A 13,455-nucleotide genomic window follows, 5' to 3' on the forward strand; every position below is an offset into this window, starting at 1 on the left:
GCAGGGACAGTTCGCCATGCCCCGACACATACCGAGTCACCCCGTATGTCCGGTTTCCGATCCGGGCAACACTTCGCCTCACCAGCATGGAGATCACGGACATGTCCTCGACCCTCACCCCGCGCGCCCGGCTGACCGCGGTGGCGGCCCTCACCCTGGCCTCCGCTCTCACCCTCTCCGCCTGCGGTTCGGACGACTCCGGCTCCGGCTCCGGCGACAAGGGTGCGGGCCAGGCCAAGAACGCCGGGAAGACCGTCGCCGTCACGGACGCCACGGGTGCCGAGGTGAAGGTGCCCGAGGCCCCCAAGAAGGTCGTCGTGCTCAGCGAGATGGACCTGGACTCCTCGCTCGCGCTCGGTGTGAAGCCGGTCGGTCTGACCGCGGGCCGCGGCCAGAAGGGCGCCCCCGGCTACCTGGCCGAGCAGGCGAAGGGCATCCCGGTCGTCGGCGCGGTGACCGGTCCGGACATCGAGAAGGTCCTCGCCGCGAAGCCCGAGGTCATCCTCGCCGGGCAGCTCGCCGACAAGCAGGTCCTCAAGCAGCTCCAGGCGATAGCCCCGACCGTCGTCACCATCGACAAGACGAAGGACTGGAAGAAGTCCCTCGAACTGACCGGCAAGGTGCTCGGCAAGTCCAACGAGGCCGCCGCCTTCGTCAAGGGGTACGGGACCAAGGTCGGCGAAGTGAAGGCCGCGCTCGGCGCGAACGCGGGCAAGACCGTGTCGGTGGCCCGCTACTCGGCCAAGGGCACCGCGGTCATGCAGCAGGGCGTCTTCATCTCGGACATCCTGAAGGACCTGGAGTTCAAGCGTCCGGGCATCCAGAACGAGAAGGGCCAGGGCCACTCCACGCCGCTCAGCGACGAGGACCTGAAGCAGATCGACGCCGACTGGCTGTTCATCGGCACGCTGATGCAGAAGGGCCCGGACGCGAAGCTCTTCGGCGAACTGAAGGAGAAGCCCGCGTACAAGGAGCTGGGCGCGGTCAAGAACAAGCACCTCACCGAGATCGACGGCTCCAAGTGGACCAGCCTGGGCGGCGCCACGGCCGCCATGTCCGTCCTCGACGACATCAAGACCGCCATGGCCTCCAAGTAACCAAGGCCCCCCCCCCACTGATCCCACCCCCGCCGGCTCGCTGTGGGCAATCGCCCCCGCTGTGGGCAATCGTTCCGCAGGGCGGAACGGGTGGGCACAGCGGAACTCCCTGCGCCGGGCAGGCGCCCCACCCTCCGGCCCACCCCGGCCCGGCCGCACACGGGGGTACGGGCCACTCCTCCCCGTACCCCCGACACCCCCACCTGCCAAGGACCCCTCGTGCCCGACACCCCCGACGCCCCCACCTGGCCCGAAGAGACCGCCGCCCGCTACCGCGCCGCCGGCTACTGGCAGGGCGAGACCTTCGCCGGATGGCTCGCCGAGCGCGCCGCCGCCCACCCCACCCGTACCGCGATCACCGACGGCGACCGCCACTGGACGTACGCCGAACTGCACACCCGCGCCACCGGGCTCGCCGCCGGTCTCGCCTCCCGCGGCATCGGACACGGCGACCGCGTCGTGGTCCAACTCCCCAACGTGGCCGCGTTCTTCGAGGTCGTCTTCGCCCTCTTCCGGCTCGGTGCGCTCCCCGTCTTCGCCCTCCCGGCCCACCGCGAGACGGAGATCCACTACTTCTGCGAGTTCACGGAAGCCGTCGCGTACGTCGTCCCGGCCACCCACGCCGGCTTCGACCACCGCGCGCTCGCCACCAAGGTCAAGGCCGCCGCCCCCACCCTCCGCGAGGTCTTCGTCGTCGGCGACCCGGGCGAGCACACCGCACTCACCGAAGTACCGCTCCCGGCAACAGACTTGACCGCCCCGGAGCCCGCCCCCTCGGACCTGGCCTTCCTCCAGCTCTCCGGCGGCAGCACGGGCGTCCCCAAGCTGATCCCGCGCACCCACGACGACTACATCTACTCGCTGTGGGGCTCCAACGACCTGTGCGGCGTCACCGAGGACTCCGTCTACCTCGTCGCCCTCCCCGCGGCCCACAACTTCCCGCTCTCCTCGCCCGGTTCGCTCGGCGTCCTGTACGCGGGCGGGCGGGTCGTGATGTGCCCGCAGCCCGACCCGGACACCGCGTTCCCGATCATCGAGCGCGAGAAGGTCACGATCACCGGCATCGTCCCGCCGCTCGCCCTCGTGTGGACCGAGGCCGGATCGACCACCGCTCACGACCTCTCCAGCCTCGACGTCCTCCTGGTCGGCGGCGCGAAGTTCAGCGAGGCGGCCGCCCGACGCGTCGGGCCCGCGCTGGGCTGCACGCTCCAGCAGGTGTTCGGCATGGCCGAGGGCCTCGTCAACTACACGCGTCTGGACGACGATCCGGAGACGATCGTCACCACCCAGGGCCGCCCGATCTCCGCCGACGACGAGATCCGCATCGTCGACGACAACGACGAGGACGTCCCCGAGGGCGTCAGCGGCCACCTGCTCACCCGCGGCCCGTACACGATCCGCGGCTACTGGCGGGCCCCCGAGCACAACGCCCGCTCCTTCACCGCCGACGGCTTCTACCGCACGGGCGACATCGTGCGCCGCACCCCGACCGGCCACCTGGTCGTGGAGGGCCGGGCGAAGGACCAGATCAACCGGGGCGGCGAGAAGATCGCCCCCGAGGAGATCGAGAACATCATCCTCGGCCACCCCGCCGTGCACGACGTGTCGCTGGTCGCCGTCCCCGACGAGTACCTGGGCGAGCGCACGCTCGCGTACGTGATCCTGCGCGCCGACGCCGAGCCGCTGAAGTCGATCGCGATCAAGAAGTTCGTACGGGAGAAGGGGCTGGCCGCGTACAAGGTCCCCGACCTCGTCGAGTTCGTCACCGCGTTCCCGCAGACCGGCATCGGCAAGATCAGCAAGAAGGACCAGCGCTCGATCGCCACGACCCCGCAGACCCCGGCCCCACAGACCACGGCCCCGCAGAACTGACCCCGTTTCCTGCCGCACGGCTCGGGAGCCACACACCACCCGCACCACACGCACGACCGGTCCCGAGCACCCGCACTACCGAAAGGCCCCCCACCATGGCTCTGCCCGCCGTCGCCCCGTACGCGATGCCCACCGCCGACGAACTGCCCGAGAACCGCGTCGCGTGGACCGTCGACCCGCAGCGGGCCGTCCTGCTCGTGCACGACCTCCAGAACCACTTCCTGACCGCGTACACCCCCGACACCTCGCCGACCAACGAACTCCTCGCCAACGTCGCCCAGTTGACGAAGGCGGCACGCGACGCGGGCATCCCGGTCATGTACTCCGCGCAGCCCGGCGGCCAGTCCCCCGCCGAGCGCGGCCTCCAGCAGGACTTCTGGGGCCCCGGCCTCCCGGACGACGCGCACGCGAAGGCCATCGCCGACGCGGTCGCCCCCGAGCCGCAGGACACCGTCATCACCAAGTGGAAGTACAGCGCGTACGTCCGCACCGACCTGGCGGAGCGGATGCGCGCAGCGGGCCGCGACCAGCTCGTGGTGGTCGGTGTGTACGCGCACATCGGCGTCCTGATGACCGCGGCCGACGCCTGGATGCGCGATGTGCAGGCGTTCGTCGTCGCCGACGCCGTCGCGGACTTCTCCCGCGAGGACCACGACATGGCCTTGCGCTACGCGGCCGGACGGTGTGCGGTCGTCACGACCACCGAGACCGTACTGAAGGGAATCTGAGCCGATGTCCGCCACCGAACCCACCACCCTGACCGTCGCGCTGATCCGGGCCGACGTCGCCGACGTCCTGGGCGAGGACGTCGAGGACATCCCCGTGGACGAGAACCTGGTCGACTACGGCCTGGACTCGATGCGGATCATGACGCTGGTCGAGCGCTGGCGGCGCGACCACGGCATCACCGCGTCCTTCGTGGACCTGGCGGAACAGCCCGCGATCGAGGCCTGGGCCCCGATCCTGGGGGCGGTCTCATGACGACGGCCCCCGCCTCGACGACCCCCACGAGCACCGGCCTGAAGCTGACCGCCGCCCAGTCCGGCATGTGGTTCGCCCAGGCCCTGGACCCCGGCAGCCCGGCGCAGAACACCGCCGAGTGCCTGGAGATCCACGGCGCCGTCGACCCCGACGTGTTCGCGCGGACGCTCCGTCAGGTGGTGTCCGAGGCCGACTCCTTGCGCGTCCGCATCGTCGAAACGTCCGACGGACCGCACCAGTTGGAGATCGCGGACCTCGACCTCCCCCTGCACATCGCCGATCTGCGCACGTCAGCGAACCCCTTCTCGGAGGCGTACGCCTGGATGCACGCGGACCTCGCCGTGCCCTTCGACCTGGCGGCGGGTCCGCTCTTCGCGCACGCGCTCTTCCGCGTCGGCGACGACCGGTGGCTCTGGTACCAGCGGGTCCACCACATCGTGATGGACGGCTTCGGCTACTCCCTCCTCGCCCGCCGCACCGCCGAGGTCTACACGGCGCTCGCGTCCGGCGCGACCCCGCCGGACAGCCCGTTCGGCCGGCTCGCGGAGCTGGTGGACGAGGACGCGGGCTACCGCGTCTCCGAGACGTACGACAAGGACCGCCGCCACTGGGACGGCGCCTTCGCCGACCGGCCGGAGGCCCCGACCCTCGCCGGCCGCACCGCGCTCCCCTCACGGACCTTCCACCGCCGCAGCGCCCATCTCTCGCCCCTCGCCACCGACCAGCTGCGCGAGGTGGCCTCCTCCATCAAGGCGACCTGGCCCGAAGTCCTCATCGCCGCCCAGGCGTTGTACGTCTCGCGGGCCACCCACACCGAGGAGGTCGTCCTCGGCCTGCCGATGATGGGCCGGATGGGCTCGGTCGCGCTGCGCGTGCCCGGCATGGTGATGAACGTGCTGCCGCTGCGCCTGACCGTCACCCCGCACGCGACGTTCGCGGAGCTGACCCGGCAGGTCGTGCTCGGCATCCGCGCCGCACGCCGCCACCAGCGCTACCGGTACGAGGACATCCGCCGCGACCTCGGCCTGCTCGGCGAGGGCCGCTCCCTGGTCGGCCCCCTGATCAACGTGATGCCCTTCGACTACGGGCTGACCTTCGCGGGATCCCGCACCGAGGCCCACAACCTCTCCGCCGGCCCGGTCGAGGACCTCACGGTCAACGTCTACGACCGCACCGACGGCTCCGGCCTGCGCATCGACTACGACGGCAACCCGGCCCTGTACACGCCGGACGAACTGGCCCTGCACCAGTCCCGCTTCCTGGAACTGCTGGAGCGCGTCGCCCGCACCGGCCCGCACACCCCGCTGGCGGCGCACACCATCGCCCGCGAGGGCGAACTCGCCCTGGTGCTGGACGAGTTCAACGCCACCGGCCACCCGGTGCCCGCCACCACCCTGATCGGCCCGATCGAGGAGCAGGCGGCCCGCACCCCGGACGCCACCGCGCTGGTCTTCGGCGACACGCCGTTGACGTACGCGGAGCTGAACGCCCGCGCGAACCAACTCGCCTCCCACTTGATCGAGTTGGGCGTGCGCCCCGGGGCTCTCGCGGCGGTCGCCGTGCCCCGCTCCCTCGACCTGGTGGTCTCCCTGCTGGCCGTCCTGAAGGCGGGCGGGGCCTATCTGCCGCTCGACCCGGACTACCCGGCGGACCGGCTCGCCCACATGCTGGCGGACGCGGAGCCCGCCTGTGTGATCGCCGACCGCGCGGACCGCGTCCCGGCCGCCTCCGGTGTCCCGGTCGTCGCCCTCGACGGGCTGGACACCACCGCGTACACCAGCGAGAACCCCGCCCCGGGGCTCACCCCGCAGGACCCGGCGTACGTCATCTACACCTCGGGTTCGACGGGCCGCCCCAAGGGCGTCGTCGTGAACCACGCGGCGATCGACAACCGCCTGCGCTGGATGCAGCACGCGTACGAAATCGGCCCCGGCGACCGCGTGTTGCAGAAGACCCCGTCCGGCTTCGACGTGTCGGTGTGGGAGTTCTTCTGGGCACTCCGGGTGGGTGCGACGCTGGTCGTCGCCGAGCCCGGCGGCCACAAGGACCCGGCCTATCTGGCCCGGGTGATCCGCGAACAGGCGGTCACCGTCTGCCACTTCGTGCCGTCGATGCTCCAGGTCTTCCTGACCGAGCCCGCCGCCGCGGGCTGCACGGGCCTGCGTCACGTCTTCTGCAGCGGCGAGGCCCTCCCCCGTGAGACGGTCCGGGAGTTCGGGCGCGTCCTGGGCGCCGGTGTGCCGCTGCACAACCTGTACGGCCCGACCGAGGCCGCGGTCGACGTGACGTACCACCCCTGCGACACGCAGGGGACCGGCACGGTCCCCATCGGCCGCCCCGTCTGGAACACCCGGCTGTACGTCCTGGACGCGGCACTCCAGCCGTGCCCGCCCGGCGTCAGCGGCGAACTCTTCCTCGCGGGCGTCCAGTTGGCGGACGGCTACCTGGGCCGCCCGGCCCTCACCGCGTCCCGTTTCGTCGCCGACCCGTACGGCGCCCCGGGCACCCGCATGTACCGTACGGGCGACCTGGCCCGGTGGACGGCGTCCGGCGAGATCGAGTACCTGGGCCGCACCGACCACCAGGTGAAGCTGCGCGGCCAGCGCATCGAACTCGGTGAGATCGAGGCGGAGTTGGCGAAGGACGAGACGGTCGGCGCGTCCGGTGTCCTGGTCCGCGAGGACCGCCCGGGCGACCAGCGTCTCGTCGGGTACGTCACCCCTGCCGCCGGCGCCGACCGCCCCGACCCGGAGGCCCTGCGCGCCCGCCTGGCCCGTACCCTTCCGGAGCACATGGTGCCGGGCGCGGTCCTCGTCCTGGACGACTTCCCGCTCAGCCCGAACGGCAAGCTGGACCGCAAGGCCCTGCCCGCACCGGAGTTCAGCACCACGGCCGACGGCGGCCGCGTCCCGGCCAACCACCGCGAGGAGACCCTCACCCGGCTGTTCGCGGAGATCCTGGGCGTACCCCGGGTCGGTGTCGACGACGCGTTCTTCGACCTGGGCGGCACCTCGCTCCTGGCGGCCCGCCTGGTCGCCCGGGTCCGGGACACGCTCGGCGCGGAACTCACCATCGGCACCCTCTTCCAGGCCCAGACGCCCGCCTCGCTCGCCGCCCAACTGGACGCGGGCAACACGGAGTCGGACCACGCCCTGGACACCCTGCTGCCGCTGCGCGCCACCGGCGACCGCGCCCCGCTGTTCGCCTTCCACCCGGCGGGCGGCATCAGCTGGTGCTACTCGGGCCTGCTGTCCCGCCTCGACACTCAACAGCCCGTCTACGGCCTCCAGGCGCGCGGGCTGCACGGCGACGGCGAGCAACTCCCCGCCACCATGGAGGAGATGGCCGCCGACTACGTCGAGCAGATCCGCAGCGTGCGCCCGCACGGCCCGTACCGGCTGATCGGCTGGTCGGTGGGCGGTGTGCTGGCGCACACCGTCGCCGTGCGCCTCCAGGAGGCGGGCGAGCAGGTCGAGTTGCTGGCCCTGATGGACGCCTACCCGTCCGACCAGTGGCAGGACTCGGCGATCCCGGCCGAGGCGGACGCGCTCACCGCGCTGCTGCGCATGGCCGGGTACGACCGCACGGACGAACTGACCCGCGAGGACGTCCTGGCGACCCTGCACCGGGAGGGCAGTGCGCTGGCCGGGCTGCCGGACGCCACGCTGTCCGCCGTGGTCGACATCGTGGTCAACAACGCCCGCCTGATGCGGGCCCACCGGCACCGCGCCTTCGACGGCGACGTGCACTTCTTCACGGCCGTCGCGCCGCGCGAGGAGGACTGGCTGACGCCGGACGCGTGGGCCCCGCACCTCACCGGCCGTCTCCTCGAAACGGAAATCGACTGCCTGCACCCGGAGTTGACGCAGGCCGGCCCGTTGGACGAGGTCTGCACGGTGCTCGCCGCCCGCCTGAAGGAACTGGACCACGCATGACGCACTCGCCCTTCGACCCGCCCGAGCAGGACGCTGCCGGTGAGCCGACGCACCTGGTGCTGAGCAACGCGGACGGCGCGTATTCACTGTGGCCGGTGTTCCGCGCGACGCCGGACGGCTGGACGCCGGTGTTCGGCCCCGCACCGTACGGGCAGTGCACGGCACACCTACAGGAGTCTCCCGCCTGACCCTCCCGGACGTTGGTGGGGGCCGCCGCACCCGGCGGCGGCCCCCACCAGCTACCCCACCACCTACCCCAGCAACTCCACGAGCCCGTCCGCGAGTTCGGTGCGCCAGCAGAGGTAGTCGTGCCCGCCGTTGTACTCCCGGTACGAGGCGTCCTCGTACCCCTTCTTCTCCAGCACGTCCCGAAGCCTGCGCGCGGCGGGCAGCGCCACCCACTCCTGCTCGCCGACGGACAGCCAGAACCGTACGGGCAGCCGCTCGGCCGCCTCGATCCGCCCGGTCAGCCACTCGGAGCTCTCCAGGTCGGGTCCGTCCGGCCACCAGAACGACCCCGACTGCGCCAGCACCGATCCGAACCGCCCGGGCGCACACACGGCGGCATAGGCGGCCGTGAGCCCACCCAGACTCTGCCCGGCGACCACCGTCCGCGCGGGGTCACCGGTCACCGACCAGCGCTCCCCCGCCCAGTCCATCAACTCCCGCTCCAGGAACCCCACGAACCGCTCGTTGCAGGCGAGTTCGTCCCAGCGCACATCGGAGTCGATGGACTCCGGGAGCAGGGCGAGCAGCGGCGGAATCCGCCCGTCCGCGATCAGGTTGTCGAGCAGCGCCGCGACGTCGAGCCCCGGCTGCCACATCTCGCCGTCCATCAGGACCAGGACGGGCAGGTCCTGCCCGCCGCCCGGCGGCTCGTAGACGTGCACCCGCCGCTCGTTGCCGAGAATCTCGCTCCGTACGACGTGCTCACTGACGGCGCCCCGCGCACCGTCGCCCCGCCGCTCCCAGTCGCCGCCGCGAGGGGCCTGCGGCAGCTCGACGTACGCGACGGGATCCCCACCCCAACGGCGGCTCAGCGTACGCGGGTTGAGCGCGTCCCCCTGTTGCGGACGGCTGCGCAGCCACGGCCAGTACGCGGCCCCCTCGGGGGCTCCCCCCTCGTCCACGCAGAAGCTGTACGTGGCCCGCCAGTCGGCGCGCATCCGCACCGACCAGTGCCAGGCGTCGGTCCCCGGCACCCGCTCCATCAGGTTCCGCCCCATGTCCCGCGGATCGACGATCTTGTTCGGCATGCACAGGACGGCCCGGGTCTCCGCCGTCCCCCGCCACAAGAACGTGACGACCCGGTACGCGGGATCCCCCTCCGCATCGGGCTCGACCAGCGGGGCACCGCCCGCCCGCCGCACGTCCCCCCAGAAGTCGTCGCCCGCGACCGCACCCGCCACCCACGCACTCTGCGCACGCTCCACGGGCTCCGGCCGGTCGATCCGGGGCGGCCTGCGGGTGGTCCCGACGGGCGGCGGGGTCAGCGGCATGGAGTCTCCAGACAACGCGGGGCAAATAAGGGTCACCTTACTTGTCCCGGATGCGCCGGGGCGTGGCCGCCCCTGCGGTCACGGCACGCTCGCGAGGAGCTGTTGGGTGTACGGATGGGACGGCGCGCCGAACAGCGTGTCGCGCTCGGCGTGCTCGACGATGCGTCCGCCCGACATCACCGCGACCTCGTCGCTGACGTGCCGTACGACGGCCAGGTCGTGCGAGATGAAGAGCATCGTGAGGCCCGACGCGCGGCGCAGGTCCGCCAGGACGCGCAGGACCTCCGCCTGGACCGAGCAGTCGAGGGCGGAGGTCACCTCGTCGGCGATGATCACTTCGGGTTCGACGGCCAGGGCGCGGGCGATGGCGACGCGCTGGCGCTGTCCGCCGGAGAAGGCGGCCGGGTACCGGTCGGCGGCGGACGGGTCCAGGGCGACCTGTGCGAGCAGCGCTTCAATACGAGAGCGGTGCTCCGCGAAGCGGCCGCGGCGCGGGTCGATCGCTTCGGCGAGGGCCTCTCCCACGGTCATCCTCGGGTTGAGGGAGGCGTACGGGTCCTGCGGGATCAGCTGGATGCGCCGGCGCAGGCCGCGCAGCCGGACCTTGCCCGCGTCCGCGAGATCCACCCCGTCCAGGAGGACCCGGCCGCGCTGCGGACGCACCAGGCCCACCACGGCCTTGGCCACCGTGGACTTCCCGGAGCCGGACTCGCCGACCAGGCCGAGGGTGCGCCCGGCGGACACCGAGAGGCTGACGCCGTGCAGGACGGGCCTGCGCCGCGCGCCGAAGCCGAAGGAGACGTCGAGATCCTCAACGCGCAGGACGGGAACGCGCAGGACGGGCGCGCTCGCACGGGGTCCGGGCGATCCCGGAACGGCTGCTTCAGGCATGAGCGGGCTCCCAGTCGAGTGCGTGGCAGGCGGCCCTCGGGCCTTCGGTGCGGAGCATGGGCCGCTCTTCGACGCACTGCTCCCGGGCGAGGGCGCAGCGGGGCGCGAAGGCACATCCGGCAGGGCGTTCCGCGGGCTGCGGCGGCCGGCCCGGGATCGGCTGCGGCGGTGCGTCGTCGTCCAGCGAGGGCGTGGCCGCGAGCAGCGCCCGTGTGTAGGGATGGTGGGCCCGGCCCGCCCGGAGGTCGGCCACTTCCAACTCCTCCACCAGCCTGCCCGCGTACATCACCAGCACCCGGTCGCAGATCCCCGAGACGACTCCGATGTCGTGCGAGATGAGCAGCACCGAAGTGCCGTCGGTCGTGTTGGCCTGTCGCAGCAGCTTGAGCACCTCGGCCTGGACGGTGACGTCGAGCGCGGTGGTCGGTTCGTCCGCGACGATCAGCCGGGGCCGGGTGAGGAGCGCGGCAGCGATCATGGCGCGCTGCCGCATGCCGCCGGAGAGCTCGTGCGGATGCTGGCGCAGCCGCTGCCGCGGCAGGGTGACCTTGGCCGCTTCGAGCTGTTCGGCCGCCCGCCGGTCGGCATCGGCGCGGGACACGCCCGCGTGGACCCGCAGCACCTCGGTGAGCTGCCCGCCGAGGCGCAGGGTGGGGTTGAAGGAGGCGGAGGGGTCCTGGTAGACGATGCCGATGTCGGCGGCGAGCCGTCGCGGGTCCGGGTCGGCGGCGGCCGCCAGGTCGAGGTCGCCCACCCGTACCGTGCGGGCGTCGGCGGTGAGCCCGTCCGGGAGCAGCCTGGCCAGTGCCATGGCCGTGACGCTCTTCCCGGAGCCGGACTCGCCGACGATGCCGACCACTTCGCCTTCGCCGACGTGCAGCGAGACGCCGTCGACGAGCACGGTCGCGTCGGCGAGCCGCACGCTGAGGCCGTCGACGGAGACGAGGGCGTCGGGGTGGGGGTCCCGGTGAGAACCGGGGCCCGGGACCGGCGCCGTATCCGGTTCCGGGGCCGGGTCCGTCGGCCGTTCGGGGGGCGCGGTCGTGGGTGCTGCGGCGGGCAGGGCCGAGGAGGTCGCCCGGGCCGGGTCCGGCACGAGCGCACTCCCGGCCCTTGCCGTACCGGAGCGTGTGCCCGAAGCCGTGCCTGTACGTCCGCCCACTCCCGTACGCGAACGTCCGCCCACCCCCGTGCCCGAGCGTGCACCCGAACCCGTACCCGAGCGTGCGCCCGATCCCGTACCGGCGTTCGCCCCCGCAAGCCCCGCCTCCGCAGCCCGCAGCGCGGCCCGCAGCGCGGCCCGCACCTGCCGGCGCCCCCACAACCCCGGCCCGGCACCCCTCCCGGATGCGGCTCCGCTCCCCCGGTCCGCCGAGGCCGCGAGTCCGTCGCCGATCAGCCCGCCCGCGAGCCCGGCCAGCACGATCGCCACGGCGGGGCCGAGTGCGGGGGCGGGGTTCACGTAGATCCCCTCCAGCCCCGTGAACAGCAGCCGCCCCCAGTCGAAGTCCGCCCCGAGCCCCAGGAAGGACAGCCCGGACAGTGCCTTCAGCGAGGCGGCGAACGCGACCGACACGAGGACGAGGAGAGGTTCGGCGATGTTGGGCAGGATGTGCCGGCGCAGCAGCCGCAGCGGGGACACACCCAGCAGCCGGGCCGTCGGGACGAAGTCGCGTCCGGCGACCGACGCGGCGAGGTTGGTGGTGAGGCGGGCGAAGGCCGGGCAGGTGGCGAGCCCGATCGCGGCGACCGAGGTCGTGCCGCCCGGACCGAGGACGGCCGCGACGATCAGCGCGAAGATGACGCTCGGATAGGAGATGAGTACGTCGATGAGCCGCTGGCCCAGTTCGCGCACCCGCGCTCCCGCCACCCAGATCGCCGCGCCGAGCCCGATGCCGCCGACGGCGGCCACGGCGGTGGCGGCGAGCGTCATCAGCAGGGTCGGCCGGGTCGCCGTCATGGTCCGGGCGAACACGTCCCTGCCCAGCGCGTCGGTGCCGAACCAGTGTGCCGCGGAGGTGGGTTGGTGGGCCGCGCCGGTCAGCTCATCGGCCCGAGCGCCCCAGATCCAGGGCGCCACCAGCGCCAGCGCCGCGAACACCGCGAGCAGGACCGCACCGGTCACCAGCGCCGGAGTCCACGTGCTCCGCTTCGTACCCGGCCTCATGCCCGGCCCGCCTTTCCGTTCAGCGTCCGGGGGTCGAGGAGCCCCAGGACGACGTCCACGAGCAGATTGAGCAGGGTGGCGAGCAGCCCGAGGAGCAGCACGATGCCCTGGACGACCGGGTAGTCCCGGGCGGTGATGGCGTTGACGACGCCGGTGCCCAGGCCGGGCCAGGCGAACACGATCTCGACGATGACGGTGCCGCCGAGCAGCCCGGAGAGGATCAGCCCGCCGAGGGTGAGGGTGCTGGTCAGGAGGTTGGGCAGGGCGTGACGGGCGTACAGGCGCAGGGGTTTGAGCCGGTGGCCGCGCGCGGTGCGCAGGTAGTCTTGGGTCAGTACGGTCGCGGTCTCGCGGCGGACGATCCGGGCGAGCGTGCACACCGGCCCGACGCTGACGGCGAGGACCGGCAGGATCAGCGCGGACAGGGTGGCGGCCCCGGCGGCGGGCAGCACGCCGAGCGTGATCGCGAAGACCAGCACGAGGACCGTGGCGAGGACGTATTCGGGGATCGCGCCGGCCACCGCCGTCAGCGAGGTGAAGGCGGTGTCGAGTCGTCGCCGTCGTCCTCCCCGGCAGGCGACGGCCACGGACATGCCCAGGGGCACACTCACCAGCAGGACCAACACCATCGCGATCAGGGCGAGTTCGGCGGTGAAGGGCAGCCGGGCCGCGATGAGGTCGGTGACCGGCAGGCCCGCCGCGAAGGAGGTGCCGAGGTCACCGTGGAACAACCCGCCGACGTACGCGGTGAATTGCTGCCAGAGCGACAGGTCGAGCCCGAGTTCGTGCCGGACCTGGACGATCCGTTCGGCGGTGGCACTGCTGCCCGCGAGCTGTTGTGCGGGGTCGCCCGGAATCAGCTGGATCATCAGGAAGGTCCCGACGACGAGCGTGAGCAGCACCCCGACGAGCCCCGCGCCCCGGCGGACGAGGAACCCGAGCCACGGTGAACGCCCCCTGGACTCCCTGGACTTGACGAAGGACTCGGCCTCGATGACGGACATGGCGCCCCG

General features: G+C 72.6%; 10 protein-coding genes. 6 read left to right on the top strand and 4 right to left on the bottom strand.

The genetic code is table 11. The annotated features are described in order from the left end of the window. Positions 1-86: 86 nt before the first annotated feature. From ACIO3O_RS27650 to ACIO3O_RS27675, 6 genes are all read left to right on the top strand, one after another. Complete coding sequence (locus tag ACIO3O_RS27650; protein ID WP_401750310.1) at positions 87-1,097, top strand: ABC transporter substrate-binding protein; 1,011 nt, start codon at positions 87-89, stop codon at positions 1,095-1,097. A 219-nt stretch (positions 1,098-1,316) separates the two neighbouring features. Further along, entirely contained in the window at positions 1,317-2,969 is a 1,653-nt protein-coding gene (locus ACIO3O_RS27655; protein WP_401750312.1) for a (2,3-dihydroxybenzoyl)adenylate synthase, read from the top strand. Positions 2,970-3,064: 95 nt separating this feature from the next. Further along, positions 3,065-3,697, top strand: a complete 633-nt coding sequence (locus ACIO3O_RS27660; protein WP_401750314.1) for an isochorismatase family protein — start codon at positions 3,065-3,067, stop codon at positions 3,695-3,697. A 4-nt stretch (positions 3,698-3,701) separates the two neighbouring features. Further along, positions 3,702-3,950 carry a phosphopantetheine-binding protein gene (locus ACIO3O_RS27665; RefSeq protein WP_401750317.1) on the top strand — a complete coding sequence of 83 codons (249 nt, stop codon included), beginning with the start codon at positions 3,702-3,704 and terminating at the stop codon, positions 3,948-3,950. Continuing rightward, a complete protein-coding gene (locus ACIO3O_RS27670; RefSeq protein ID WP_401750318.1) occupies positions 3,947-7,885 on the top strand; it encodes an amino acid adenylation domain-containing protein in 3,939 nt (1,312 codons plus the stop codon). The genes ACIO3O_RS27665 and ACIO3O_RS27670 overlap by 4 nt, the downstream gene beginning before the upstream one ends. Then, entirely contained in the window at positions 7,882-8,073 is a 192-nt protein-coding gene (locus ACIO3O_RS27675) for an MbtH family NRPS accessory protein (RefSeq protein ID WP_401750320.1), read from the top strand. The genes ACIO3O_RS27670 and ACIO3O_RS27675 overlap by 4 nt, the downstream gene beginning before the upstream one ends. A gap of 63 nt (positions 8,074-8,136) precedes the next feature. Here the strand turns inward: ACIO3O_RS27675 and fes are convergent, their stop codons facing one another. From fes to ACIO3O_RS27695, 4 genes are all read right to left on the bottom strand, one after another. Further along, positions 8,137-9,384, bottom strand: coding sequence for an enterochelin esterase (fes, locus tag ACIO3O_RS27680; protein WP_401750321.1), 1,248 nt, complete (start codon positions 9,382-9,384; stop codon positions 8,137-8,139). A 78-nt stretch (positions 9,385-9,462) separates the two neighbouring features. Next, positions 9,463-10,275, bottom strand: coding sequence for an ATP-binding cassette domain-containing protein (locus tag ACIO3O_RS27685; RefSeq protein WP_401750323.1), 813 nt, complete (start codon positions 10,273-10,275; stop codon positions 9,463-9,465). After that, positions 10,268-12,442 (bottom strand): oligopeptide/dipeptide ABC transporter ATP-binding protein, encoded by a 2,175-nt coding sequence (locus tag ACIO3O_RS27690; protein ID WP_401750325.1) that lies wholly within the window; start codon positions 12,440-12,442, stop codon positions 10,268-10,270. Before ACIO3O_RS27690 ends, ACIO3O_RS27685 begins: the two co-directional genes overlap by 8 nt. Then, positions 12,439-13,446, bottom strand: a complete 1,008-nt coding sequence (locus ACIO3O_RS27695) for an ABC transporter permease (protein WP_401750326.1) — start codon at positions 13,444-13,446, stop codon at positions 12,439-12,441. Before ACIO3O_RS27695 ends, ACIO3O_RS27690 begins: the two co-directional genes overlap by 4 nt. Positions 13,447-13,455: the final 9 nt, after the last annotated feature.

It is taken from the genome of Streptomyces sp. NPDC087440 (genome assembly GCF_044744005.1).
GTDB lineage: Bacteria > Actinomycetota > Actinomycetes > Streptomycetales > Streptomycetaceae > Streptomyces.

Excerpts from the sequence above, each read along its gene's own strand:
- ACIO3O_RS27650 (WP_401750310.1), top strand. The coding sequence starts at position 87 with ATGGAGATCACGGACATGTCCTCGACCCTCACCCCGCGCGCCCGGCTG.
- ACIO3O_RS27660 (WP_401750314.1), top strand. The coding sequence starts at position 3,065 with ATGGCTCTGCCCGCCGTCGCCCCGTACGCGATGCCCACCGCCGACGAA.
- ACIO3O_RS27665 (WP_401750317.1), top strand. The coding sequence starts at position 3,702 with ATGTCCGCCACCGAACCCACCACCCTGACCGTCGCGCTGATCCGGGCC.
- ACIO3O_RS27670 (WP_401750318.1), top strand. The coding sequence starts at position 3,947 with ATGACGACGGCCCCCGCCTCGACGACCCCCACGAGCACCGGCCTGAAG.
- ACIO3O_RS27675 (WP_401750320.1), top strand. The coding sequence starts at position 7,882 with ATGACGCACTCGCCCTTCGACCCGCCCGAGCAGGACGCTGCCGGTGAG.
- fes (WP_401750321.1), bottom strand. The coding sequence starts at position 9,384 with ATGCCGCTGACCCCGCCGCCCGTCGGGACCACCCGCAGGCCGCCCCGG.
- ACIO3O_RS27685 (WP_401750323.1), bottom strand. The coding sequence starts at position 10,275 with ATGCCTGAAGCAGCCGTTCCGGGATCGCCCGGACCCCGTGCGAGCGCG.
- ACIO3O_RS27690 (WP_401750325.1), bottom strand. The coding sequence starts at position 12,442 with ATGAGGCCGGGTACGAAGCGGAGCACGTGGACTCCGGCGCTGGTGACC.
- ACIO3O_RS27695 (WP_401750326.1), bottom strand. The coding sequence starts at position 13,446 with ATGTCCGTCATCGAGGCCGAGTCCTTCGTCAAGTCCAGGGAGTCCAGG.